Annotated in this window: 16 protein-coding genes; 7 read left to right on the top strand and 9 right to left on the bottom strand. The window is 71.7% G+C overall.

Annotation, left to right across the window (positions count from 1 at the left end; translation table 11 throughout):
* Positions 1–3: 3 nt before the first annotated feature.
* The 3 genes from ccrA to K7G59_RS18795 form a co-directional block, all read right to left on the bottom strand.
* Entirely contained in the window at positions 4–1341 is a 1338-nt protein-coding gene (gene ccrA / locus K7G59_RS18805; protein ID WP_225835930.1) for a crotonyl-CoA carboxylase/reductase, read from the bottom strand.
* 439 nt (positions 1342–1780) lie between these two features.
* On the bottom strand, positions 1781–2599 hold the full coding sequence (locus tag K7G59_RS18800) for a TetR family transcriptional regulator (protein ID WP_225835690.1): 819 nt from the start codon (positions 2597–2599) through the stop codon (positions 1781–1783).
* Between the two features lie 160 nt (positions 2600–2759).
* Positions 2760–4565 (bottom strand): 3-hydroxyacyl-CoA dehydrogenase family protein, encoded by a 1806-nt coding sequence (locus tag K7G59_RS18795; protein ID WP_225835688.1) that lies wholly within the window; start codon positions 4563–4565, stop codon positions 2760–2762.
* A gap of 374 nt (positions 4566–4939) precedes the next feature.
* On the opposite strand from K7G59_RS18795, the gene K7G59_RS18790 reads away from it, so the two are divergent.
* Entirely contained in the window at positions 4940–5524 is a 585-nt protein-coding gene (locus K7G59_RS18790; protein WP_225835685.1) for an adenylosuccinate lyase, read from the top strand.
* A gap of 62 nt (positions 5525–5586) precedes the next feature.
* Here the strand turns inward: K7G59_RS18790 and K7G59_RS18785 are convergent, their stop codons facing one another.
* The 4 genes from K7G59_RS18785 to K7G59_RS18770 form a co-directional block, all read right to left on the bottom strand.
* Positions 5587–6111, bottom strand: a complete 525-nt coding sequence (locus tag K7G59_RS18785) for a GNAT family N-acetyltransferase (RefSeq protein WP_225835683.1) — start codon at positions 6109–6111, stop codon at positions 5587–5589.
* Positions 6108–6506: a RidA family protein gene (locus tag K7G59_RS18780; protein WP_225835682.1), complete on the bottom strand. Its 399-nt coding sequence runs from the start codon at positions 6504–6506 to the stop codon at positions 6108–6110. The genes K7G59_RS18785 and K7G59_RS18780 overlap by 4 nt, the downstream gene beginning before the upstream one ends.
* Before the next feature lie 70 nt (positions 6507–6576).
* Positions 6577–8139, bottom strand: a complete 1563-nt coding sequence (locus K7G59_RS18775; protein ID WP_225835680.1) for an alpha/beta hydrolase — start codon at positions 8137–8139, stop codon at positions 6577–6579.
* Positions 8140–8289: 150 nt separating this feature from the next.
* Positions 8290–9330, bottom strand: coding sequence for an Rv2578c family radical SAM protein (locus K7G59_RS18770; RefSeq protein ID WP_225835678.1), 1041 nt, complete (start codon positions 9328–9330; stop codon positions 8290–8292).
* 234 nt (positions 9331–9564) lie between these two features.
* Between K7G59_RS18770 and K7G59_RS18765 the strand changes: the two genes are divergently transcribed.
* From K7G59_RS18765 to K7G59_RS18750, 4 genes are all read left to right on the top strand, one after another.
* Positions 9565–10008: an SRPBCC family protein gene (locus K7G59_RS18765; protein ID WP_225835676.1), complete on the top strand. Its 444-nt coding sequence runs from the start codon at positions 9565–9567 to the stop codon at positions 10006–10008.
* A gap of 180 nt (positions 10009–10188) precedes the next feature.
* Positions 10189–12615, top strand: coding sequence for an MFS transporter (locus K7G59_RS18760; RefSeq protein ID WP_374114250.1), 2427 nt, complete (start codon positions 10189–10191; stop codon positions 12613–12615).
* 105 nt (positions 12616–12720) lie between these two features.
* On the top strand, positions 12721–15243 hold the full coding sequence (locus tag K7G59_RS18755) for a SpoIIE family protein phosphatase (protein WP_225835675.1): 2523 nt from the start codon (positions 12721–12723) through the stop codon (positions 15241–15243).
* Positions 15244–15346: 103 nt separating this feature from the next.
* The gene (locus tag K7G59_RS18750; protein WP_225835673.1) at positions 15347–16069 is read left to right on the top strand and encodes a class I SAM-dependent methyltransferase; all 723 of its coding nucleotides are present in this window, start codon (positions 15347–15349) and stop codon (positions 16067–16069) included.
* A gap of 96 nt (positions 16070–16165) precedes the next feature.
* Here K7G59_RS18750 and K7G59_RS18745 read toward each other — a convergent pair whose 3' ends face one another.
* Complete coding sequence (locus tag K7G59_RS18745) at positions 16166–18121, bottom strand: amino acid transporter (RefSeq protein WP_225835671.1); 1956 nt, start codon at positions 18119–18121, stop codon at positions 16166–16168.
* A gap of 276 nt (positions 18122–18397) precedes the next feature.
* Positions 18398–18898 (bottom strand): hypothetical protein, encoded by a 501-nt coding sequence (locus K7G59_RS18740; RefSeq protein WP_225835669.1) that lies wholly within the window; start codon positions 18896–18898, stop codon positions 18398–18400.
* 338 nt (positions 18899–19236) lie between these two features.
* On the opposite strand from K7G59_RS18740, the gene K7G59_RS18735 reads away from it, so the two are divergent.
* Entirely contained in the window at positions 19237–20070 is an 834-nt protein-coding gene (locus K7G59_RS18735) for a M55 family metallopeptidase (protein WP_225835667.1), read from the top strand.
* Positions 20063–21367: a M20/M25/M40 family metallo-hydrolase gene (locus K7G59_RS18730; protein ID WP_225835666.1), complete on the top strand. Its 1305-nt coding sequence runs from the start codon at positions 20063–20065 to the stop codon at positions 21365–21367. The genes K7G59_RS18735 and K7G59_RS18730 overlap by 8 nt, the downstream gene beginning before the upstream one ends.
* Positions 21368–21374 lie beyond the last annotated feature (7 nt).

Raw genomic sequence — 21374 nt, 5'->3', positions numbered from 1 at the left:
CTCTCAGACGTTCCGGAAGCGGTTGATGGCGTCGATGTGCTGAGCGCGCATCTCCTCGTCGCGCACGCCCAGGCCCTCCTCCGGAGCCAGGCACAGCACGCCGACCTTGCCCTGGTGCAGGTTGCGGTGGACGTCGTAGGCGGCCTGGCCGGTCTCCTCCAGGGAGTAGACCTTCGACAGGGTCGGGTGGATCTTGCCCTTGGCGATGAGGCGGTTGGCCTCCCAGGCCTCGCGGTAGTTGGCGAAGTGCGAGCCGATAATCCGCTTCAGGGACATCCACAGGTAGCGGTTGTCGTACTCGTGCATGTAGCCCGAGGTGGAGGCGCAGGTGGTGATGGTGCCGCCCTTGCGGGTGACGTAGACGCTCGCGCCGAAGGTCTCGCGGCCCGGGTGCTCGAAGACGATGTCGATGTCCTCGCCGCCGGTCAGCTCGCGGATGCGCTTGCCGAAGCGCTTCCACTCCTTCGGGTCCTGGGTGTGCTCGTCCTTCCAGAACTTGTAGCCCTCGGCGTTGCGGTCGATGATCGCCTCGGCGCCCATGGACCGGCAGATGTCCGCCTTCTGGTCGCTGGAGACGACACAGATCGGGTTGGCGCCGCCCGCGAGCGCGAACTGCGTGGCGTAACTGCCGAGGCCGCCGCTCGCGCCCCAGATCAGGACGTTGTCGCCCTGCTTCATGCCGGCACCGTTGCGGGAGACCAGCTGGCGGTAGGCGGTGGAGTTGACCAGGCCCGGGGCCGCGGCCTCCTCCCAGCTGAGGTGCTTGGGCTTGGGCATCAGCTGGTTGGACTTGACGAGCGCGATCTCGGCGAGGCCGCCGAAGTTGGTCTCGAAGCCCCAGATGCGCTGCTCGGGGTCGAGCATCGTGTCGTTGTGGCCGTCCGAGGACTCCAGCTCGACGGACAGGCAGTGCGCGACGACCTCGTCCCCGGGCCTCCAGGCGTTGACGCCCGGGCCGGTGCGCAGCACGACGCCCGCGAGGTCGGAGCCGATGATGTGGTAGGGCAGGTCGTGCCGCTTGGTCAGCTCGCTGAGCTTGCCGTAGCGCTCCAGGAAGCCGAACGTCGGCAGCGGCTCGAAGATCGAGGTCCACACCGAGTTGTAGTTGACCGAGGAGGCCATGACGGCCACCAGGGCCTCGCCCGGGCCGAGCTCGGGCAGGGGCACCTCGTCGAGGTGGATCGACTTGCGCGGGTCCTTGTCGCGGGTCTCGAGGCCCGCGAACATCTCCGTGTCGTCCTTGTGCACGGTGATCGCACGGTACGACTCGGGGAGCGTCAGGGCGGCGAAGTCGGCGGACGTGGCGTCCTTCGACTGGATCGCGTCCAGGATGTCCTTCACGGTCACGGTGTTGCCTCCGGCGGTGAGCGCCCATGAGGGAGGGGCGCTGGGGATTCGTCGGTGCTGCTGGAAATGCTGCTGAGGGTTTTGGGGGATGCCGTCGGTTCGGCGGGTGGTGCTTCGGCAGCGCTTTGTGGCGCGGGAGGTTGCCTGTGACGCAGGCGTCCGGGCGGGCAGGCCAGGGGCTTGCTGGGACAGCCGGCGCGCGATCGGTCTCTGCGCGCCGGCCGCCCGGACAACATCAACGTATGACACCGCGTGTCAGGTCGCAAGGCACTGAGTGCCAGAAGTTCGACTCAGGTGAAATCTTTACTTGACAAATGAGCGATGATCGATCGAACGGCCCCGGGAATGTGCCTGAAAAGGGCCCCTGACATGGCAAAACGGCCACCCGTCAGGGTGGCCGTCGTCACAGCGCTCATGAGGTCCGCAGGAGCGCTCAGCGGTCCTTCAGAGCCTCCTCGATGGTCCGCATGACCTCGTCCAGCGGGGCGTCCGTGCGGGCGACCGTCACCAGTACCTCGCCCTGGGTGGAGACCGTCGCCGGGGACGCGGCGGCGCGACCCGGTGCCGGGCCGCGGCCGGCCCCGATCCCGGTGCCGAAGGTCTTGCGCACGATCGCGAAGGCGTGGTCGAGCTGGGCCTCGACATCGCCCTGGCCGCCCGCCCGCAGCCAGCGCCTGAGCACGTGGTTGTGCGCGGTGACCACCGCGGAGGCGGCGACCTCGGCCAGCAGCGGGTCGTCGTTGGCGTCGTCGGCGTGCGCATGCTCGTCGAAGTGGCCGAGCAGATAGCGGGTGAAGAGGCGCTCGTAGCGGGCCACGGAGGCGATCTCGGCCTCGCGCAGGGTGGGCACCTCGCGCGTGAGCTTGTAGCGGGCGACCGAGATCTCCGGCCGGCCCGCGTACATCTTCATGACCTCTTTGATACCGCGGCACACGGTGTCGAGCGGATGCTCGTGCGCCGGAGCCGCGTTGAGGACGGCCTCGGCACGGATCAGGGTGTCGTCGTGGTCCGGGAAGATCGCCTCTTCCTTGGAACGGAAGTGGCGGAAGAAAGTGCGGCGGGCGACGCCGGCGGCGGCTGCGATCTCGTCGACCGTGGTCGCCTCGTACCCCTTGGTCGCGAACAGCTCCATGGCTGCCGCCGCCAGCTCCCGGCGCATTTTCAGCCGCTGGGCGGCGGCGCGACTGCCTGCGGCACTTTCCGGCGCGTCGGGCGTGGCTGGTGTACGTGCGGACTTGGCGGGCTGGGACATGACCCGAACGTACTGCATGTACGCAGCTCGATGCGCAGGTCCGGGGATTCCCCCGCCCTCGGGGGGCGGGGGAGGACCCGGCCGTGCGGGCGGGGGAGGGGCGGCGGGATCGAGCAGCCCGCCCCAGTCCGCCTCCGTCCGGAACCAGTCGCCGACGCCGTCAGCGGCGGGCATACTCGCGGAAGCCGCGGCCGGTCTTGCGGCCGAGGCAGCCCGCGGCCACCAGGTGCTCCAGCAGCGGGGCCGGCGCCAGGCCCGGGTCGCGGAACTCGCGGTGCAGCACCTGCTCGATGGCCAGCGAGACGTCCAGGCCGACCACGTCCAGCAGCTCGAAGGGGCCCATCGGGTAGCCGCCGCCGAGCTTCATCGCCGCGTCGATGTCGTCCAGCGTGGCGTAGTGCTCCTCGACCATCTTGATCGCGTTGTTGAGGTAGGGGAACAGCAGCGCGTTCACGATGAAACCGGCCCGGTCGCCGCAGTCCACCGGATGCTTTCTGATCTTCCGGCAGACCTCGAGGACGGTCGCGTGCACGTCGTCGGCCGTCAGGACCGTGCGGACCACCTCGACCAGCTTCATGGCCGGGGCCGGGTTGAAGAAGTGCATGCCGATCACGTCCTGCGGGCGCGAGGTGGCGCGGGCGCAGGCGACCACGGGCAGCGAGGAGGTCGTGGTGGCCAGGACCGCGCCCGGCTTGCACACCTTGTCCAGCGCAGCGAACAGCTGCTGCTTGACCGCCAGGTCCTCGGCGACCGCCTCGACGGCGAGGTCGACGTCCGCGAACGCGTCGTAGGAGCCTGCCGGGGTGATCCGGTCCAGGGTCTGCGCGGCGGCCTCCGCGGTCATCCGGCCCTTGTCGACAGAGCGCGAGAGGGACTTGCCGATACGGGCCTTGGCGGTCTCGGCCTTCTCCTCGCTACGGGCGGCGAGCACGACCTCGTACCCGGCCTTGGCGAACACCTCGGCGATGCCGGAGGCCATGGTGCCCGAGCCCGCGACGCCGACGCTGCGGACGGCGCGGCCGGGGGTCCCGGAACCGCCCGCGGCCGGGGTCAGCGCGTCCGCCACCACCGTGGCACTGCCGGGCGCGTCGTAGGTGTAGAAGCCGCGCCCCGCCTTGCGGCCGGTCAGCCCGGCCGCGCTGAGCTGCCCCAGGATCGGGGCGGGGGCGTGCAGCCGGTCACCGGACTCGGCGTACATGGCCTCCAGGACCGTACGCGCGGTGTCGATGCCGATCAGGTCCAGCAGGGCCAGAGGGCCCATCGGCAGGCCGCAGCCGAGCCGCATCGCCGCGTCGATGTCCTCACGGGAGGCGTAGCGGGACTCGTACATCGCGGCTGCCTGGTTGAGGTAACCGAACAGCAGCCCGTCCGCGACGAACCCGGGGCGGTCGCCGACCGCGACCGGCTCCTTGCCCAGCTCGATCGCGAAGTCCGTGACGGCGGCGACGGCCTGCGGAGCGGTCAGCACCGAGGAGACGACCTCGACCAGCTTCATGGCCGGCGCCGGGTTGAAGAAGTGCAGGCCGAGCACGCGCTCCGGACGGGCCGCGTCGGCGGCCAGACGGGTCACGGACAGGGCGTTGGTGCCGGTCGCGAGGATCGTGTCGGGGCGGACTATGCCGTCCAGCTCGCGGAAGATCTGCTGCTTGATCTCGTACGACTCCGGGGCCACCTCGATGACCAGGTCGGCGTCGGCCGCCGCGCGCAGGTCGGTGCAGGTGCGCACCCGGGCCAGGAGATCCGAGCGCTCCTGCTCGGTCAGCCGGCCGCGCGCCACGGCCCGGGCGGTGGAGGCCTCCAGGGCGCTGAGCGACTTCGCGGCCTGGACCTCGTTGATGTCGATGCCGATCACGTCGCGGCCGGCCTTGGCGAGGACCTCGGTGATGCCGGTGCCCATGGTGCCGAGGCCGACGACGGCGATCGTCTTGAAGGGGGACAGGGGGCTGTCGGAGAAGGGAGTGACCATCGCGGGACTCCAGGGTGAGGGTGACGACGAGGGGCGCGCCGGGTGCGCCGAGAGCGCACCACAGGCGTGAGGAGATGCGGGTGTTGCCGGGCTGCGAGCGCACACGCCCGGTGCCGGCACCACGGGCGTGCACACGCCCGGGAGCGGCGGAACCGACCGGCCCTGTCCCGGAGCCGGGTCGTACTTCGGTACACACGTACCGAACCGACGACGCCCACGACGGCTGCGTCACCAATCCGTCGTCAGCGTGAAGTGCGAGAGGGTTGCTCGCTCGTATGAGCTTAACCGCCTGGTAACGAGCGCGCCAGAGCGGAGTCTCGCTCGAGTGTGTGACGTAGCTCCCTCAAGCGGCCCGCCCCGCCTACGCTGGACTCGTGGACGAAGAGTTCCGATCGCTCACGGAGCGCTTACGGCAGGAGTCGCACGGCGCGGCGGCGTTCGACCGCCTGCTGGCGACCGAGGACCACGGCACCCTCGCGGACGTGCTGACCGCACCGGGACAACCCCTGTGGGCCAGGGAACTGGCCGCCTTCCGGCTCGGCCTCGCCGGCGACCGGCGCGCCTTCGAGTCCCTGGTGCTGTTGCTCAACCACCGCGACCCGCCTCGCTGCGCCGCCGCGGCCCACGCCCTGGCCCGCCTCGGTGACCCGCGCACGGCCCGCGCCGCCGCCGCCCTCGCCACCAACGAACTACGCGTGGCCTACGCCCTGCACCCGGTACGGCTCCTGGTCACGCTGCGTGCCCCGGAGTCGGTGCCCGCGCTGATCACCACCCTGGAGCGGCGGCTGCATCCGCACGACCCCTACCGCCGGGTGGCCCTCGCCTGCGTGGAGGGCCTCGGCGCGCTCGGCGACGAACGCGCCCGGCGCGTCCTGAACGAGGCCCTCGCCCACCCGGCGCTCGCCGAGGCCGCGGTGCACGCGCTGGCCCGCATCCCGGACCAGAAGAAACGGAGCTGACCCCGGCAGCCCCGAAAAAACTGCCCGGGCCGCCCAGGGAGCGGACGGCGGGTGACGCCGGGTCAGCCGCGCAGCGCCTTCGAGTACCGCACCTCGGGCACGGGCACCCCGCCCGTCTCGACGGCCTCCTCGGCACCGTCCGGCCGGAACCCGGCGCGCTCGTAGAAGCGGCGCGCGCGGGTGTTCTCCTTCAGTACCCACAGCAGCATGCGCGGGTACGCCGAGCACCGCTCGGCCGACGCGCTGAGCAACGCCCGCCCGATCCCGCCACCGAGGTGCGCCGGGTCCACGTACACGGCGTACAACTCGGCGTCGGCGGTGCGCACCTCGCCGTCCTGGTACGGCCCGTACGCCGCCCAGCCGAGCACCTTTCCCTCCCGCTCGGCCACCAGGTTCACCACAGCGTCGTCGCTCTCGTGGAAGCGCGCGCGTCGTCGCTCGGCGTCCCGTTCCACGCTCAGCGCGTCCAGGTACGGCTGTGGCATCAGCCCGCGGTAGGCGCTCTGCCAGCCGCGGACGCGTATCTCGGACACCCGGTCGCAGTCGGCCAGGGTCATGGCCCGCACGCGGACGGGCGGGGAGGTCATGTGCCCACCACGGCGATCGCCTCGACCTCCATCAGGAACTCCGGCGCCACCAGCCCGGCCACCTGCACGGCGGAGGACGCCGGGAGACGGTCGTCGGGTATGTGCGCGGCGCGGGCCGCGCGGATCGCCGGCATGAACGCCATGTCCGTGACGAAGTACGTCAGTTTGACGACGTCGGTGAAACCGGCGCCCGCCGCGGCCAGGCAGCGCCGCAGGTTCTCGAAGACCTGGCGGGCCTGGGCCGCCGGATCGCCCTTTCCGACCAGCTCGCCGTGCTCGTCCAGGGCGAGCTGGCCGGAGACGGCGACGAAACGGCCGGTGGCGGTGACCACATGGCTGTACTGGGCGGCGGGGGCGAGGCCGTCGGGGGCGGGGATCCTGGTCGGTTCACTCATGCCTTCATGGTGGACCACGGCACTGACAACGCCCCCGACGGCCCGTCAGGACAGCCTGGCCTGCGGCAGCTCAGCGCCGGAAGCCGAGCAGGCCGTGCAGGGTCGAGCCGCGCGACGACGCCGACGCCGCCTTCGCCGTGAGCGGCTTCGGGTCGGGCGACTTGGGGCAGACCGCGTCGGCCTCTCCGCCGCCGTGCGGGAGCCTGCCGTCGGCCAGGTAGGCCGCCAGGTACCCGTCGAGGCAGGAGTTGCCGCTCAGTGTGATGCCGTGGTTGCCGCCGCCCTCCTCCACCACCAGGCGCGAGCCGGCCAGCAGCCGGTGGGTCGTCACCGCGCCGGGGAACGGGGTGGCCGCGTCGTCCGTCGCCTGGAACAGCAGGGCCGGCGGCAGCTTGCCGTTGGCGACGTTCACCGGCTTCAGTGTCGCGGTCGGCCAGAACGCGCACGGCGCGTTGTACCAGGCGTTGTTCCAGGCCATGAAGGGAGCCTTGTCGTACACCTGCCAGGTGTCCCTGCGCCACCGGTTCCAGTTCCGGTGCCAGGAGGCGTCCCGGCACTGCACCGCCGCGTACACGCTGTAGCCGTTGTCGCCCGAGCCGTCCACGGCGGCGAAGTGCTTGTACGCCTCCACCAGCGGTTCGGGGTCCTTGTCGTTGACGTAGGCGGCGAACGCCTCGGCGAGGTAGGGCCAGTAGCCGCTGAAGTAGCCGCCCGGGATGAAGGTGTCCTCCAGTTCGGAGGCGCCGACCCTGCCGCCGGCCGGCCGCTTCGCCAGCGCCGCCCGCATCGCGTACCACCTGGCCTCGATCTTCTCGGGGTCCCTGCCGAGCCGGTACGTGGCGTGGTACTTGGCGATCCATGCCATCAGCGCACGGTGGCGGTCGTCGAAGGCGTAGTCCTGGCCGAGGTTGTCGTCGTACCAGACGCCGGTCGGGTCGACGATCGAGTCCAGCACCAGGCGGCGTACGCGCGCGGGGTACAGCTTCGCGTACACCGCGCCGAGGTACGTGCCGTACGAGTAGCCGAAGTAGCTGATCCGCGGAGCGCCGAGTGCCCGCCGGACGGCGTCCAGGTCCCGCGCGGTGCTGACGGTGTCGATGAACGGCAGCACGTCCGCGTACCTCCTGCCGCAGTCGGCGGCGAAGGACCGGGCCCGCTTCAGGTTGGCCTGCTCCAGCGCGGGCGTGGCCGGCACGGTGTCGGGGCGGACCGGCTTGAAACGGCCGGGGGCGCAGTCCAGGGCGGGGGTGCTCCTGCCGACCCCGCGCGGGTCGAAGCCGATGACGTCGTAGCGGGCCGCCACCTTCTTGGGCAGGGCCGAGGCCACGAACCCGGCGAGGGTGAGACCGCTGCCGCCGGGGCCGCCAGGGTTGACCAGCAGCGGACCCAGCGAGGCCGGCGCGGTGTGCGGGACGCGGGACAGGGCGAGGGTGATCCGCCGGCCGCCCGGGTGCGCGTGGTCCAGCGGCACCGTCAGGGACGCGCACTGGAGGGTCGGGTAGTCGCTGGTGCCGCATTTCTTCCAGTCGAGTTTCGGCGCCGGGGCGGTGGCCGCCGCCCGCACGGGGACGGCCGTGACCGAGCCCGCCAGCACGGCGGCGGCCGCGCACAGCAGGGCTGCGCGTGTTCTCATGCGTTCTCCCGGGACGGAGGGTGGTGCGAACCGCGAGGGTCACGGTTCTGGGCGCATCGTCCCGGAATCGGGGCCTGGTAGAACCTGATACGTCAATACTTGACCCGATTGCTTGACCCGATGGGGCCCAGCGGATGTTCCCGAACGCTCTCAGACGAGGGTGAGTTGGGTCGGTCCGGACCCGGCCGGGCCGGGCGCGGGCTGCTCGGCGCGGATCCGCCGGGCGGCTCCCGCGCGCGTGGGTCCGATGCCGTACTCCTGGGCCAGCTCGTGCACCTGACGGGTGATCCGGCGCTGGTACCACCGGGGCGCGTAGGCGCCTTCCGCGTACAGCCGCTCATAGCGGGGCACCAGGTGCGGGTGGTGGCGGCCGAGCCAGGCCATGAACCACTCCCTGGCGCCCGGCCGCAGATGCAGCACCAGCGGGGTCACCGAGGTCGCCCCGGCCGCCGCGATCGCCCGTACCGTGGCCCGCAACCGGTCCGGGTGGTCGCTCAGGAACGGGATCACCGGCGCCATCAGCACTCCGCAGCCGATGCCGTGCTCGCCGAGCGTCCGGACGACGTCCAGGCGGCGCTCGGGCGCGGGCGTGCCCGGCTCCACCGTGCGCCACAACTCCGCGTCGAGGAAACCGACCGAGACCGATATGCCCACGTCCGTCACCTCCGCCGCCCGGACCAGCAGGTCGAGGTCGCGCAGGATCAGCGTGCCCTTGGTCAGGACCGAGAACGGGTTCGCGTGGTCGGTGAGCGCGGAGATGATGCCCGGCATGAGGCGGTAGCGGCCCTCGGCGCGCTGGTAGCAGTCGACGTTGGTGCCCATCGCCACGTGGTCGCCCTGCCAGCGCCGGGAGGCGAGCTGGCGGCGCAGCACCTCGGGCGCGTTGACCTTCACCACGATCTGGGTGTCGAAGCCGATCCCCGTGTCGAGGTCCAGATAGCTGTGCGTCCTACGTGCGAAGCAGTACACGCACGCGTGCGTGCAGCCGCGGTACGGGTTGACCGTCCACTCGAACGGCATGCGCGAAGCGCCCGGCACCCGGTTGAGGACCGAGCGCGCGCGGACCTCGTGGAAGGTGATCCCGCGGAACTCGGGCGAGTCGAAGGTGCGGGTCGTGACCGCGTCCGCACCGAACAGCGCGGACTCGGCCCGGCTGTGTTCGGGCTCCACGGTGAGGTTCTCCCAGCGCATGACGCCTCCTCGGTAGCACTGTCGTACACAATAGAACATGTGTTCCCATGATCGTGCGGTCCGTGTCCGGGCCGTGCGCGGTCCCTTCGCGCGGCCCCCTCGCGCGGTCCCTTCGCGCGGTCCCTTCGCGCGGTCCCTTCGCGTGGTCCCTTCGCGCGGCCCCGATTTGGGCGGGCGGGTGCAGGGGTGGTTGGCTTTGTCCAACCCCCGAGCAACCAGTCCTGGAGGAACGCAATGGCGCAGGTCGAGGCCACTACGGAGCGGGTCGTCGCGGCGAACGCGGAGAAGGTGTTCGACGCCCTCGCCGACTACAGCGGCACGCGCGAGAAACTGCTGCCGGAGCAGTTCAGCGAGTACGAGGTGCGCGAGGGCGGCGACGGCGAGGGCACCCTCGTCCACTGGAGGCTCCAGGCCACCAGCAAGCGCGTGCGCGACTGCCTCCTGGAGGTCACCGAGCCCAGCGACGGCGAACTGGTCGAGAAGGACCGCAACTCCTCCATGGTCACCACCTGGCGCGTCACCCCCGCCGGCGAGGGCAGGTCCCGGGTCACCGTCACCACCACCTGGAAGGGCGCGGGCGGCATCGGCGGCTTCTTCGAGAGGACCTTCGCACCCAAGGGCCTCGCCCGGATCTACGACGCCGTCCTCGCCAGGCTCGCCGCCGAGGTCGAGAAGTAACCACAAGGACCGCCCGGTGAAGGGGTGTTGTCCCCTTCACCGGTTCGCCCTCACGGCTCACCGTCACCGGTTCGAGTGCATCTCCCGCCCGCCCCGGGCCATGCCGTAACTCGCCGTACTTGTTCGCAGTTGTCGTCTTACGCGGGAATTGTGTGACGGACGCGACGAGGGGAGCGGCACGTGGGCGGGACGACTCTGGTGGAGGACGCACCGGTCGAGCCACCGGCGACGGCGCTGGAGGCGACGCGGGAGACGGCCACGCCGCCCCAGCCACCCGCCGTCCCGGCCGACGGACTCGGCCCGCGCCGGGTGCGGCTGGTCTTCTTCGGGCTCATGCTCGCGCTGCTCCTGGCGGCGCTGGACCAGATGATCGTCGCCACCGCGCTGCCGAGGATCGTCGGCGACCTGCACGGCCTGGACAGGATGTCCTGGGCGATCACCGCCTACCTGCTCACCTCCACCATCGGCCTGCCCTTGTACGGCAAACTCGGCGACCTCGTCGGCCGCAAGGGCGTCTTCCAGTTCGCGATCCTGGTCTTCGTCGTCGGCTCCGCGCTCGCCGGCCGCGCCCAGAGCATGGACCAGTTGATCGCCTTCCGCGCCCTCCAGGGCGTCGGCGCGGGCGGCCTCATGATCGGTGTGCAGGCGATCATCGCCGACATCGTGCCGCCCCGCCGACGCGGCCGGTACATGGGCCTGATCGGTGCGGCCTTCGGCCTCGCCTCCGTCGCCGGCCCCCTGCTCGGCGGTTACTTCACCGACCACCTCTCCTGGCGCTGGTGCTTCTACGTCAACGTGCCCTTCGGTCTGATCACGCTGGCCGTCGTCACCGCCGTCCTCAAACTGCCCAGGCGGCAAGGCCGCGCCCGCCTCGACGTGCCCGGCGCGCTGCTGCTGGCCGCCGCCTCGACCTGTCTGGTCCTGCTGACGAGCTGGGGCGGCACCGAATACGCCTGGGGCTCCCGGCAGATCCTCGGCCTCGGCGCGGGCGCCCTCGCCGCCACCGTCCTCTTCCTCGCCGCCGAGCGCTTCGCCGCCGAACCCCTCATTCCGCTGAGGCTGTTCAAGGACTCCGTCTTCAACATCAGCGGCCTGATCGGCCTCGTCACCGGAGTCGCCCTGTTCGGTGCCGCCAGCTATCTGCCGACCTTCCTGCAGATGGTCGACGGGGCCAGCGCCACCGGCTCGGGACTGCTGATGCTGCCCATGATGGCCGGCATCGTCGGCGCCTCCATCCTGTGCGGACAACTCATCAGCCGTACCGGCCGCTACCGGATCTTCCCCGTGCTCGGCTGCGCCCTCGCCGCCGCCGGCATGTGGCTGCTGTCCCGCCTCGAAGCCGACACGCCCCGCCTCCAGTACAGCGTCTGGATGGCCCTGCTCGGCGCGGGCATCGGCATGGTGCTGCCCGTCCTGGTCCTCGCCGTGCAGAACTCCGTCCGCGCCGCCGACCTCGGCACCGCCACCAGCGCCAACAACTACTTCCGGCAGATCGGCGGCAGCGTCGGCGCCGCCGTGTTCGGCACCCTCTTCTCGGGCCGGCTCACCGACGCCCTGCACCGGGAACTGCCCGCGCGCGGGGGCGGCCCGCTGCCCGACGCCGAGTCCCTCACCCCGCAGCTCGTGCACGCCCTGCCCCCGGCGCTGCGCGACGCCTACGTCCGCGCCTACGCCGACGCGATGCCCCGGATCTTCCTCTACTTGGTCCCGGTGCTCGTCCTCGGCCTGCTCATCGCCTTCTTCCTCAAGGAGAAACCGCTGGTGTCCCACAACGCCCCCGCCACCGACCCGGAGACCGCGCCGCTTTCGGTGAACACCACCGTTCCGCACGCCCGTTCACCGTACGCCGCGGGAATCCCCGTCTGCGGCACGGTGCAGCACCCCGACGGGACCGTGGTGCCCCGCGCGGCGCTCACCCTCATCGACGTCGCGGGACAGCAGATCGGCCGGGGTGCGAGCGGCGACGACGGACGGTACGCGCTCGCCACCCCCGGCTCCGGGGCGTACGTCCTGATCGCCGCCGCCGGCGGCCACCAGCCGCAGGCCGTCTCCGTCACCGTCGGCGAACGCCCCGTCGAGCTCGACGTCGTCCTCGGCGGCGCCGGACGCCTCGCCGGCAGTGTGCTCACCGCCGACGGCACCCCCGTCCGGGACGCCACCGTCACCCTCACCAACGTCCACGGCGAGGTCGTCGCCGCCACCCGCAGCGGCCGGGAGGGCGGCTACGTCATCTGCGAACTGGTCGCCGGCGAGTACACCCTCGCCGCCAGCGCCCCCGCCTTCCGGCCCGCCGCACTCCCCGTCACCGTCCAGGCATCCCGGGAGACCCGCCAGGACGTCGAACTCGCCGGCGGTGCCGTGCTCAAGGGCACCGTCCGGGCCGGCGGCGGACGCCCCGTGGAGGACGCGCGCGTGACCCTGCTCGACGCCGCCGGGAACGTCGTGGACACCCTCACCACGGGACCCGACGGATCGTTCCGGTTCGTGGACCTGTCCTCCGGCGAGTACACCGTCATCGCCGCCGGCTACCCGCCGGTCGCCACCGTCCTGCAGGTCGCGGGCGGCGGACGCACCGAACGGGACCTCCAACTGGGGCACGAGGACTGACATCCAATTCCACGATTGCCCCACATCGCCGCCGGTCGCCGCCGTACCGTAGTGGCGGGCGGCACAGATCGTTTGCGGACAGCCATGCGGAGAGAGGGCCTGGCCATGGACGGTGGCAGCGAGCGGGACTCACTTCCCGGCCGCGGCGCCGACGACGCCGGCCGGATTCCGCTGGCCGTGGTCGTCGTCGACCGCGACGGCCAGGTCTCCCACTGGAGCAGCGGCGCGCGCAGGCTGTTCGGCATCAGCCGCCAGGACGCCGTCGGGCGCCCCGCCCTGGACCTGCTGCCCGTCTCCGGAGCGTTCTGCGAGGACCTCCCCGGCGACACCGTCCCGGACGCCTGCCCGTCCTACGCCTCCTGCCCGTCCTACGCCTCCTGCCCGTCCTGCGACGGGTCAGGGCCCCACCTGGAGGCCTCGCTCGGCGGCCGCACCGCCTACCCGACCGCGGGCCGCGCCCGCCTCTTCCCGTACCGGGACGAGCAGCCGCACGGCAAGGACCAATCGGTTCCGTCCGGGCAGCCGGACCCGGACCCCGCGGGCCAGGACCGCCTCGACGTGCTCTGGTGGGCCTACCCGCTCGTGGGCCCCGGAACCACCCGGCTCCTGGTGCTCGCCGCCGACGCCACCCGGCTGCGCGACGAGCGCGGCCACGACGAGACCGCCGAGCGCGTCTCACCCGGCTTCGCCCGCCACACCGAACTGCCCGCCGCCGAAGAGCTCGAACGCCGCCTGCCCGAGATCCTCCCCAACATGGGCCCGGGACTGAGCAGCCGCATCGTCTCCCAGATCATGGAACTCGGCTATCCCGTCCTGGAGTTCAGCCAGCTCGAACAGGTGCCGGTCACCCCGTACTGGGGCGTGCCCCGCCGCGCCGCACGCAGGCGCACCGAAGCCGCCGCGCCCCGCGACCGGGCCGCCGCCGTCATTCCCGCCGACGCCGAACAGGACCTCGAGCACGCGGCCGTACGCGAACGCCTGGAATTCCTCAACGAGGTCAGCTCCGGCATCGGCACCTCCCTCGACCTCGGCGAGACCATCCGCGAGGTCACCAGTGCCGCCGTCCCCCGCTTCGCTGACTTCGCCGGTACCCACCTGCGCGCCGCCGTCCTCGCCGGCGAGGGCTTCCCCGAGGGCCCGCCGGACGCCAGCACCGTCATGCACCGCGTCTGGGTCGAACACAACGACGAACCCGGCCGCTGGGACGACACCGTGCCCGTGGGCGAGACCTTCGCCTTCCCCGAACACACCCCGTTCTACCAGTGCATGGTCAGCGGCGAACCCGTGCTCATCCCGAGGATCAGCGACGAACTGGGCGACCGCGTCGCCGGCGAGTTCGAGAAACGCGATCTCAGGCCGCTCATCAGCGGCCGCTCCCTGCTGATCGTCCCGCTCAAGGCACGCAACGTCGTGCTCGGTTTCATGGTGCTGCTGCGCCGCCCGGACCGCGTGCCCTTCGACGACATGGACCGCACCACCGGCGCCGAACTCGCCGCCCGCGCAGGGCTCGTCCTCGACAACGCCCGCATGTACACCTACCAGGAGAACGTCGCCGACACCCTCCAGGACAGCATGCTGCCGAAGGTCAGCCCGCGGATGGCCGGTTGCGACATCGCCACCCGCTACCTGCCCGGCACCCGGCTCGGCAGGATCGGCGGCGACTGGTTCGACACCATCAAACTCCCCGGATCCCGCACCGCCCTCGTCGTCGGTGACGTCATGGGCCATGGCCTCAACTCAGCCGCGATGATGGGCCAGTTGCGTACCGCCGTACAGACCATGGCCGCCATGGAGACCCCGCCCGCGCACCTGCTGCGCAACCTGGACGACCTCGCCCGCCGGCTCGGCGAGAACTACCTCGCCACCTGCCTGTACGCGGTCTACGACCCGATCATCGGCGAACTCCACCTCGCCAACGCCGGACACATCCCGCCCGTCCTGGTACGCGCCGAGGACGGCCGCAGCCAACTCCTCGACCTGCCCACCGGCGCGCCCATCGGTGTCGGCGGCGTCCCCTTCGAGGCCGTCCGCGTCCGCGTCGCGCCCGGCGACCGGCTCGTGCTGTGCACCGACGGTCTCGTCGAGGTGCGCGGCTGCGACATCGGCGAGGGCCTCGCCGCGCTGTGCGAATCCGCCGCACACCCCGCCGCCTCCATGGACGACGCCTGCGACACCATCATCCGTGCCCTGAACACCCGCGGCGGCCGCAAGGACGACGTCGCCCTGCTCATGGCCCGGCTCAACGGCATCCCCGACGAGCACGTCGCCGAGTGGCGGCTGGCCGCCGACCCGCGCGAGGTCGCACGCGCCCGCCGCCTGGTCCGTGACCGGCTGCTCCAGTGGGACCTGCCGCAGGCCGTGGAGACCGCTCAGCTGCTGGTCAGCGAGGTCGTCACCAACGCCGTCCGGCACGCGGGCGACGAACCGGTCGGCCTGCGCCTGATCCGCGCCGACGCCCTGCTGTTCGAGGTCACCGACGCAGAACCCGCCCTGCCCGCCCTGCTCGCCGCCGGCCCCGACGACGAGTCGGGGCGGGGCCTGCGCGTGGTCAGCCGCCTGGCCCGTGAATGGGGCGCCGGCGCGAGCGGTCACCGCAAGACCGTCTGGTTCGAGCAGTCCGTCAGGTGACCGGCGGGCCGGGGCCGCACGAACGACGCGGTTCACTCCCGCCCCTTGCCGAACCGCCGATGACCGCGATATTCCGATCACGGAACCGACGTGGGGAGATCGCATGAACGTCTCGGACGACTACCGCAACGCCTGGGAGAGCTACTGGCGAGATACCTCCGACACCCCCGGCGAGGCGATCTGGGACTCCGACCCCTCGCTGGCCGCCGAGCCGCACAGCGAACTGCTCCTGCCGTACGCGGACACCGCGCTCACCGTCGTCGACCTCGGCTGCGGCAACGGCACCCAGACCCGCTACCTGGCCACCCGGTTCGCCCGCGCCGTCGGCGTCGACCTCACGCACGCGGCCGTCGAGCACGCCCGCCGGGCCACCCCGCAGGGCGCCGTCGTCGAGTTCGAGCAACTCGACCTGACCGACACGGACGCCGTACGGGCCCTGCGCGAGCGCCTCGGCGACAGCAACGTGTACATGCGTGCCGTCATCCACCAGAGCGAGCCCGCCGCGCGCCCCCTGGTCGCCGCCGCCGTCGCCGAGATCATAGGCACCGAGGGCCGGGCGTTCGTGGTGGAACTCACCTCCGGCTCACGTGAGGTGCTCCAGCGTGCCGCGTCCGGCCCCGACGGCCCGCCGCCCAAGCTGCGCCGGGTCATCCACCACGGCCTCAAGCCCGCCGACGCCGCCGACGAGGAGATCCCGCACCTGCTCGGTGCCGCCGGGCTGAAGATCCTCGCCTCCGGCGACACGGCACTCCCGCAGACCGAGTACATGGCGGACGGCACCCGCATCGACCTTCCGGCCCGCTGGTTCGTCCTCGCACGGGAGTGACGCCCGGCGGGGTGCTGTGCCGAGTGGCCGTGGACCGTGGCGCCACTCCGCAGGCCGACGTGGTGCTGACCTGCGGTGTCTGGGGCCCCGGCGGCTTCAGCCGGTGTGGACCCGCGGCCGGCGTACCCGGTCCGGTTCCGCCTCGCGCAGGACCTCGCGGGTGACGGGGGCGACCTCGCCCTGACCGAAGAGGAAGAAGCGCAGGAAGTTGGCGAAGGGGTTGCCCTCGGTCCACTCGAAGTAGATGTGCGGGGTGCAGCCGGTGATGTTCCGGGCGTGCAGGACGAGCGCGGCGAGGGCATTGGGGATGGAGGAGGACTCCACCGTCAGGACGCGGTAGCGGTTGTGGAGGACCTCGCCGCGGACCGTCAGCCCGGCCTCGAACTCGGAGGGGTCGGTGACCGTGACCTCGACGAAGACGAAGTCCTCCTGCTCGGGCATGTCGTTGTCGGCCCGGATCTGCTCGATCTTGTCTCGGTACTCGGCCTTGTCGCGACGGCCTGGTTCGTTGGCGATGAACCGCATCTTGCGGCTGGCCATGTCTCTGATGAAACGTTCCGCCATCGAGTCGAGCGTCACACTCGTCACACGCAGCTCGAAGGCACGGGCCAGCCGGGACGTCAGTGAGATCAGCATGATGCCGACGATGAAACAGGCACCGATCTTCACACCGTCCGGACGCTCGACGACGTTGGCGACCGTCACGTAGAGCAGTACCGCCGACACCGTCGCGAAGGCGACGGTCCAGCCGCGCTGAGCGGCCCGGCGGGAGGCGATCGTGACCGCGATCGCCGCGGAGGACATCAGCACCAGCACGCCCGTGGCGTACGCGCCGCCCTGCGCGTCGACGTTGGCGTCGAAGATCCACGTGACCAGGAAGGCGACGAGGGTGAAGACGATGACCATCGGGCGCACGGCGCGGGCCCAGTGCGGGGCCATGCCGTAGCGGGGCAGGTAGCGCGGCATGAGGTTGAGCAGGCCGGCCATGGCGGAGGCGCCCGCGAACCACAGGATCGCGATGGTCGAGATGTCGTAGACCGTGCCGAAGCCGCTGCCCAGGTACTCGTGCGAGAGGTAGGCGAGCGCGCGGCCGTTGGCCTGGCCGCCGGGCTTGAACTCCTTCGCCGGGATCAGCACCGTGGTGATGAAACTGGTGGCGATCAGGAAGACGCTCATGATGAGCGCGGCGGCCGTCAGCAGCTTCTTGGTGTCCCGGATCCGGCCCTTCGGGTTCTCCTCGGTGTCGTCCTGGTCGCCCTGGACGTGGGGCATCACGGCGACGCCGGTCTCGAAGCCGGACAGACCGAGGGCCAGCTTCGGGAAGACCAGCAGGGACACACCGACCATGGCGAAGACGTTGCCGTGCTCGGCGGTCAGGGCGCCGGTCCAGTCGGTGACCAGGTGCCCGGCGGTGAGCACGTGCCACAGTCCGACCATCACGACCACGGCGTTCAGGCCGAGATAGACCACCACCAGGGCGACCGCGACACCGATCGCCTCCAGGAAGCCCTTGAGGAAGACCGCGCCCAGCAGGGCCACCAGGAGCAGGGTGATCAGCATCTGCTGACCGTGCAGCACGCCCGTCAGGTGAGGGTTCTCGATGAGGTGGGTGGAGGCGTCGGCGGCCGACAGCGTGATGGTGATCAGGAAGTCGGTGGCGGCGAAGCCCAGCAGGGTCAGGACGAAGAGCTTGCCCTTCCAGAAGGAGAGCAGCCGCTCCAGCATCGCGATGGACCCCTCGCCGTGCGGGCTCTCCTCGGCCACCCGGCGGTACACCGGAAGAGCGCCGGCCAGGGTGACGACGACGAGCACGAGGGTGGCGACGGGGGAGAGCAGACCGGCCGCGAGGGCCGCGATGCCGGGCTGGTAACCGAGGGTGGAGAAGTAGTCGACACCGGTCAGGCACATCACCCGGTACCAGCGCTGGCCCTTGTGCGCCGCCTCGGGCTCGGCGTGGGGTCCCGGGGGGCCGCCGTGCTTGCCCATGTCGGACAGGCCCTCCAGCATCCACGTCCGCAATCGGCTCGGCGGCGGCTGTTCGGTGGCGGTCATGGACGTGCTCTCCTGATGTGCAGCGGGGGATTTTCCGGCCATCACACGGACGGCCGCATCAGCCTATGCAGGCGGCGCCACCTGGGCCTACGTGAGAGCCCTCCGAGCGCGTCAAGACCACGTTAAGACTGGTGTGCGTATCCCGGCGACCTGCCGAGCGGACAGCTCACGCCGTGGGAACCCCGGCCCGGCGGCCGGGAGGGTGGTGGAGCGCAAGAGTCCGGGGCGCGACCGAGGCCGGCGGCGTACCGCCGAGCGGTACGCCGCCGCGATCCCTCAGACGTCCGCGAGCCGGGCCTCCTCCAGGTCCAGCGAGCGCTGGAGGCGGCGCCGGGTCGTGTCGCTGATGCGGTGGGCGTCGTAGAGCAGCCCCTGCAGCTCGGTCGTCTCGACGGCGATCAGGTCACGGCGCAGCTGGCGGTAGACCCGGTCGGCGGACTCCGAGGCCGTACCGTCGGCGCGGTCGCTCCCGGCGAGGCGGCCCCGGGCGTCCTTCAGGCGGGCGGTCAGGCCGCGGCGGAGCCGGTCGAGGACGGCGTCGGGTACGACCTCCAGCTCGGCGAGCTCCTCCGGACGGGCCAGACCGGCGTGGGTCAGACGGGAGCGGGCCTCGGCCTCCTCACGCGCCGTGTGCGCGGGCTCCAGGGCGATCCCCCAGGCGCGGACGACCGGGGCGAGGGTGAAGCCCTGCCCGACGAGGGTGACGACCACGACCGACGTGGTCAGCACCAGCGGCCGGTCGGCGAGCGGCGTGCCGTTCCGGGAGACCTCGCTCACCGTCTTTCACCCTATCGGGCCAGGTCATGTGGGGGCAGTGTCCCCTCCGGGCGGTCCGGCCGCGCGCCGGCCGCGTTCCTGGACGCCGGGGACTGCCGGGTGCTCAGGGCACCGACCGCCCGGACCGTCTCGCCGGCAACCTGCTCGGCACGTCCCGTCCAGTACTCCGGCGACTCGCCCCGCCCGGCGGCTTCTGGCCGTACGGGACCCGGATCCAGGCATTCTTCGCCGACGCGTGATGCGAACCGTCACGAAGTCCCCGTCTCCGCCGCATGCTGTCGCAGACTGCTGTCACCAGCCGGACGGCAAGCTCCTGATCAGCGATGGGACGGACTCGCGTGAAAATCCTCATCAGTGCGGACATGGAAGGCGCCACCGGCATCACCTGGCCGGCCGACGTGCTGCCAGGGACGTCCCAGTGGGAGCGGTGCCGGTCGATGTTCACCTCCGACGTGAACGCCGCCGCCGAGGGCTTCTTCGACGGCGGCGCCGACCAGGTGCTCGTCAACGAGGCCCACTGGACCATGCGCAACCTGCTGCTGGAGCGGCTCGACGAGCGCGTGGAGATGCTCACCGGCCGGCACAAGGCGCTCTCCATGGTGGAGGGCGTCCAGCACGGTGACGTGGACGGTATCGCGTTCGTCGGCTACCACGCGGGCGCCGGCATGGAGGGCGTCCTCGCCCACACCTACCTCGCGAACCAGATCACCGGGGTGTGGCTGAACGACGTCCGTGCCAGCGAGGGCCTGCTCAACGCGCACGTCGTCGCCGAGTACGGCGTCCCGGTCGTCCTCGTCACCGGTGACGACGTGGCCTGCGAGGACGCGCTCGGCTACGCGCCCGAGGCGCTGAAGGTCGCCGTCAAGGACCATGTGTCGCGGTACGCGGCCGTCTGCCGCACCCCGGCCCGCACCGCCGCTGACATCCGCGCCGCCGCCAAGGAGGCCGCACAGCTGGCGGTGCGTCACCAACCGCTGGTCGGCGGGCCGTTCACCGTCGCCGTGGAGTTCGACGCCGAGCACCTGGCGATGGCCGCGACCGTCGTGCCCGGTGTCGCCCGCGTCGCAGAACGCAAGGTGGCGTACACCAGTGCCACGATGTACGAGGGAATCCGGACGTTCAAGGCGGTCACGACGGTCGTCTCGTCCGCGGTGGAGGAGCAGTATGGCTGACCGTCAGGCCCTTGACGAGGTCGTGGAGTTCACCTCCGACCTGATCCGGATCGACACCACCAACCGGGGCGGCGGCGACTGCCGCGAGCGGCCCGCCGCCGAGTACGCCGCCGGGCAACTGGCCGGGGCCGGGCTGGAGCCGCTGCTGCTGGAGCGGACGCCGGGCCGCACCAACGTCGTCGCCCGGATCGGCGGCAGCGACCCCTCCGCGGACGCGCTGCTCGTCCACGGCCACCTCGACGTGGTGCCCGCCGAGGCCGCCGACTGGAGCGTGCACCCCTTCTCGGGCGAGGTCCGCGACGGTGTGGTGTGGGGGCGCGGCGCCGTCGACATGAAGAACATGGACGCCATGATCCTCGCCGTCGTCCGGTCCTGGGCCCGCCAGGGGATCAGGCCCCGCCGCGACCTGGTCGTCGCGTTCACCGCCGACGAGGAGGCGAGCGCCGAGGACGGCTCGGGGTTCCTCGCCGACCGGCATCCCGAGCTGTTCGAGGGCTGCACCGTGGGCATCGGCGAGTCCGGCGCCTTCACCTTCCACGACGGCTCCGGCCTGCAGCTCTACCCCATCGCGGCCGGTGAGCGGGGCACCGGCTGGCTCAAGCTCACCGCGCGCGGCCGGGCCGGGCACGGCTCCAAGGTCAACCGGGAGAACGCGGTGACGCGCCTCGCCGCCGCGATCACCCGCATCGGTGAACACGAGTGGCCGGTCCGGCTCACCCCGACCGTGCGGGCCTCGCTCACCGAACTCGCCGCCCTGTACGGCATCGAGGCGGACTTGAGGGACGTGGACCGGCTGCTGGAGAAGCTCGGCCCCGCCGCCCAACTGGTCGAGGCGACCGTCCGCAACAGCGCCAACCCGACGATGCTGGACGCCGGCTACAAGGTCAACGTCATTCCGGGCGAGGCCGTCGCCTTCGTGGACGGCCGCTGTCTGCCCGGCGGCGAGGACGAGTTCAGCGCCACCCTCGACCAGCTCACCGGCCCGGACGTGGACTGGGAGTTCCACCACCGCGAGGTCGCCCTCCAGGCGCCCCTGGACTCACCCGCCTACGCCGCCATGCGGGCCGCCGTCCAGGAGTTCGCGCCCGAGGGGCATGTGGTGCCGTACTGCATGTCGGGCGGCACGGACGCCAAGCAGTTCTCCCGGCTCGGCATCACCTGCTACGGCTTCGCGCCGCTGAAGCTCCCCGAGGGGTTCGACCACCAGGCGCTGTTCCACGGCGTGGACGAGCGCGTACCCGTCGAGGCGCTGCGCTTCGGCGTACGCGTCCTCGACCGTTTCCTGCGGACCGTCTAGGCGAGGG

Source organism: Streptomyces sp. NK08204 (genome assembly GCF_020400585.1).
Lineage (GTDB): Bacteria > Actinomycetota > Actinomycetes > Streptomycetales > Streptomycetaceae > Streptomyces.
The sequence above is the reverse complement of the archived record's forward strand: the minus strand, read 5'-3'. Positions and strand labels throughout refer to the sequence as shown.

Bases quoted from the DNA above. Each gene is read 5' to 3' on its own strand.
- K7G59_RS18800 (WP_225835690.1), bottom strand. From the start codon at position 2,599: ATGTCCCAGCCCGCCAAGTCCGCACGTACACCAGCCACGCCCGACGCG.
- K7G59_RS18795 (WP_225835688.1), bottom strand. From the start codon at position 4,565: ATGGTCACTCCCTTCTCCGACAGCCCCCTGTCCCCCTTCAAGACGATC.
- K7G59_RS18785 (WP_225835683.1), bottom strand. From the start codon at position 6,111: ATGACCTCCCCGCCCGTCCGCGTGCGGGCCATGACCCTGGCCGACTGC.
- K7G59_RS18780 (WP_225835682.1), bottom strand. From the start codon at position 6,506: ATGAGTGAACCGACCAGGATCCCCGCCCCCGACGGCCTCGCCCCCGCC.
- K7G59_RS18775 (WP_225835680.1), bottom strand. From the start codon at position 8,139: ATGAGAACACGCGCAGCCCTGCTGTGCGCGGCCGCCGCCGTGCTGGCG.
- K7G59_RS18770 (WP_225835678.1), bottom strand. From the start codon at position 9,330: ATGCGCTGGGAGAACCTCACCGTGGAGCCCGAACACAGCCGGGCCGAG.
- K7G59_RS18765 (WP_225835676.1), top strand. From the start codon at position 9,565: ATGGCGCAGGTCGAGGCCACTACGGAGCGGGTCGTCGCGGCGAACGCG.
- K7G59_RS18755 (WP_225835675.1), top strand. From the start codon at position 12,721: ATGGACGGTGGCAGCGAGCGGGACTCACTTCCCGGCCGCGGCGCCGAC.
- K7G59_RS18750 (WP_225835673.1), top strand. From the start codon at position 15,347: ATGAACGTCTCGGACGACTACCGCAACGCCTGGGAGAGCTACTGGCGA.
- K7G59_RS18745 (WP_225835671.1), bottom strand. From the start codon at position 18,121: ATGACCGCCACCGAACAGCCGCCGCCGAGCCGATTGCGGACGTGGATG.
- K7G59_RS18730 (WP_225835666.1), top strand. From the start codon at position 20,063: ATGGCTGACCGTCAGGCCCTTGACGAGGTCGTGGAGTTCACCTCCGAC.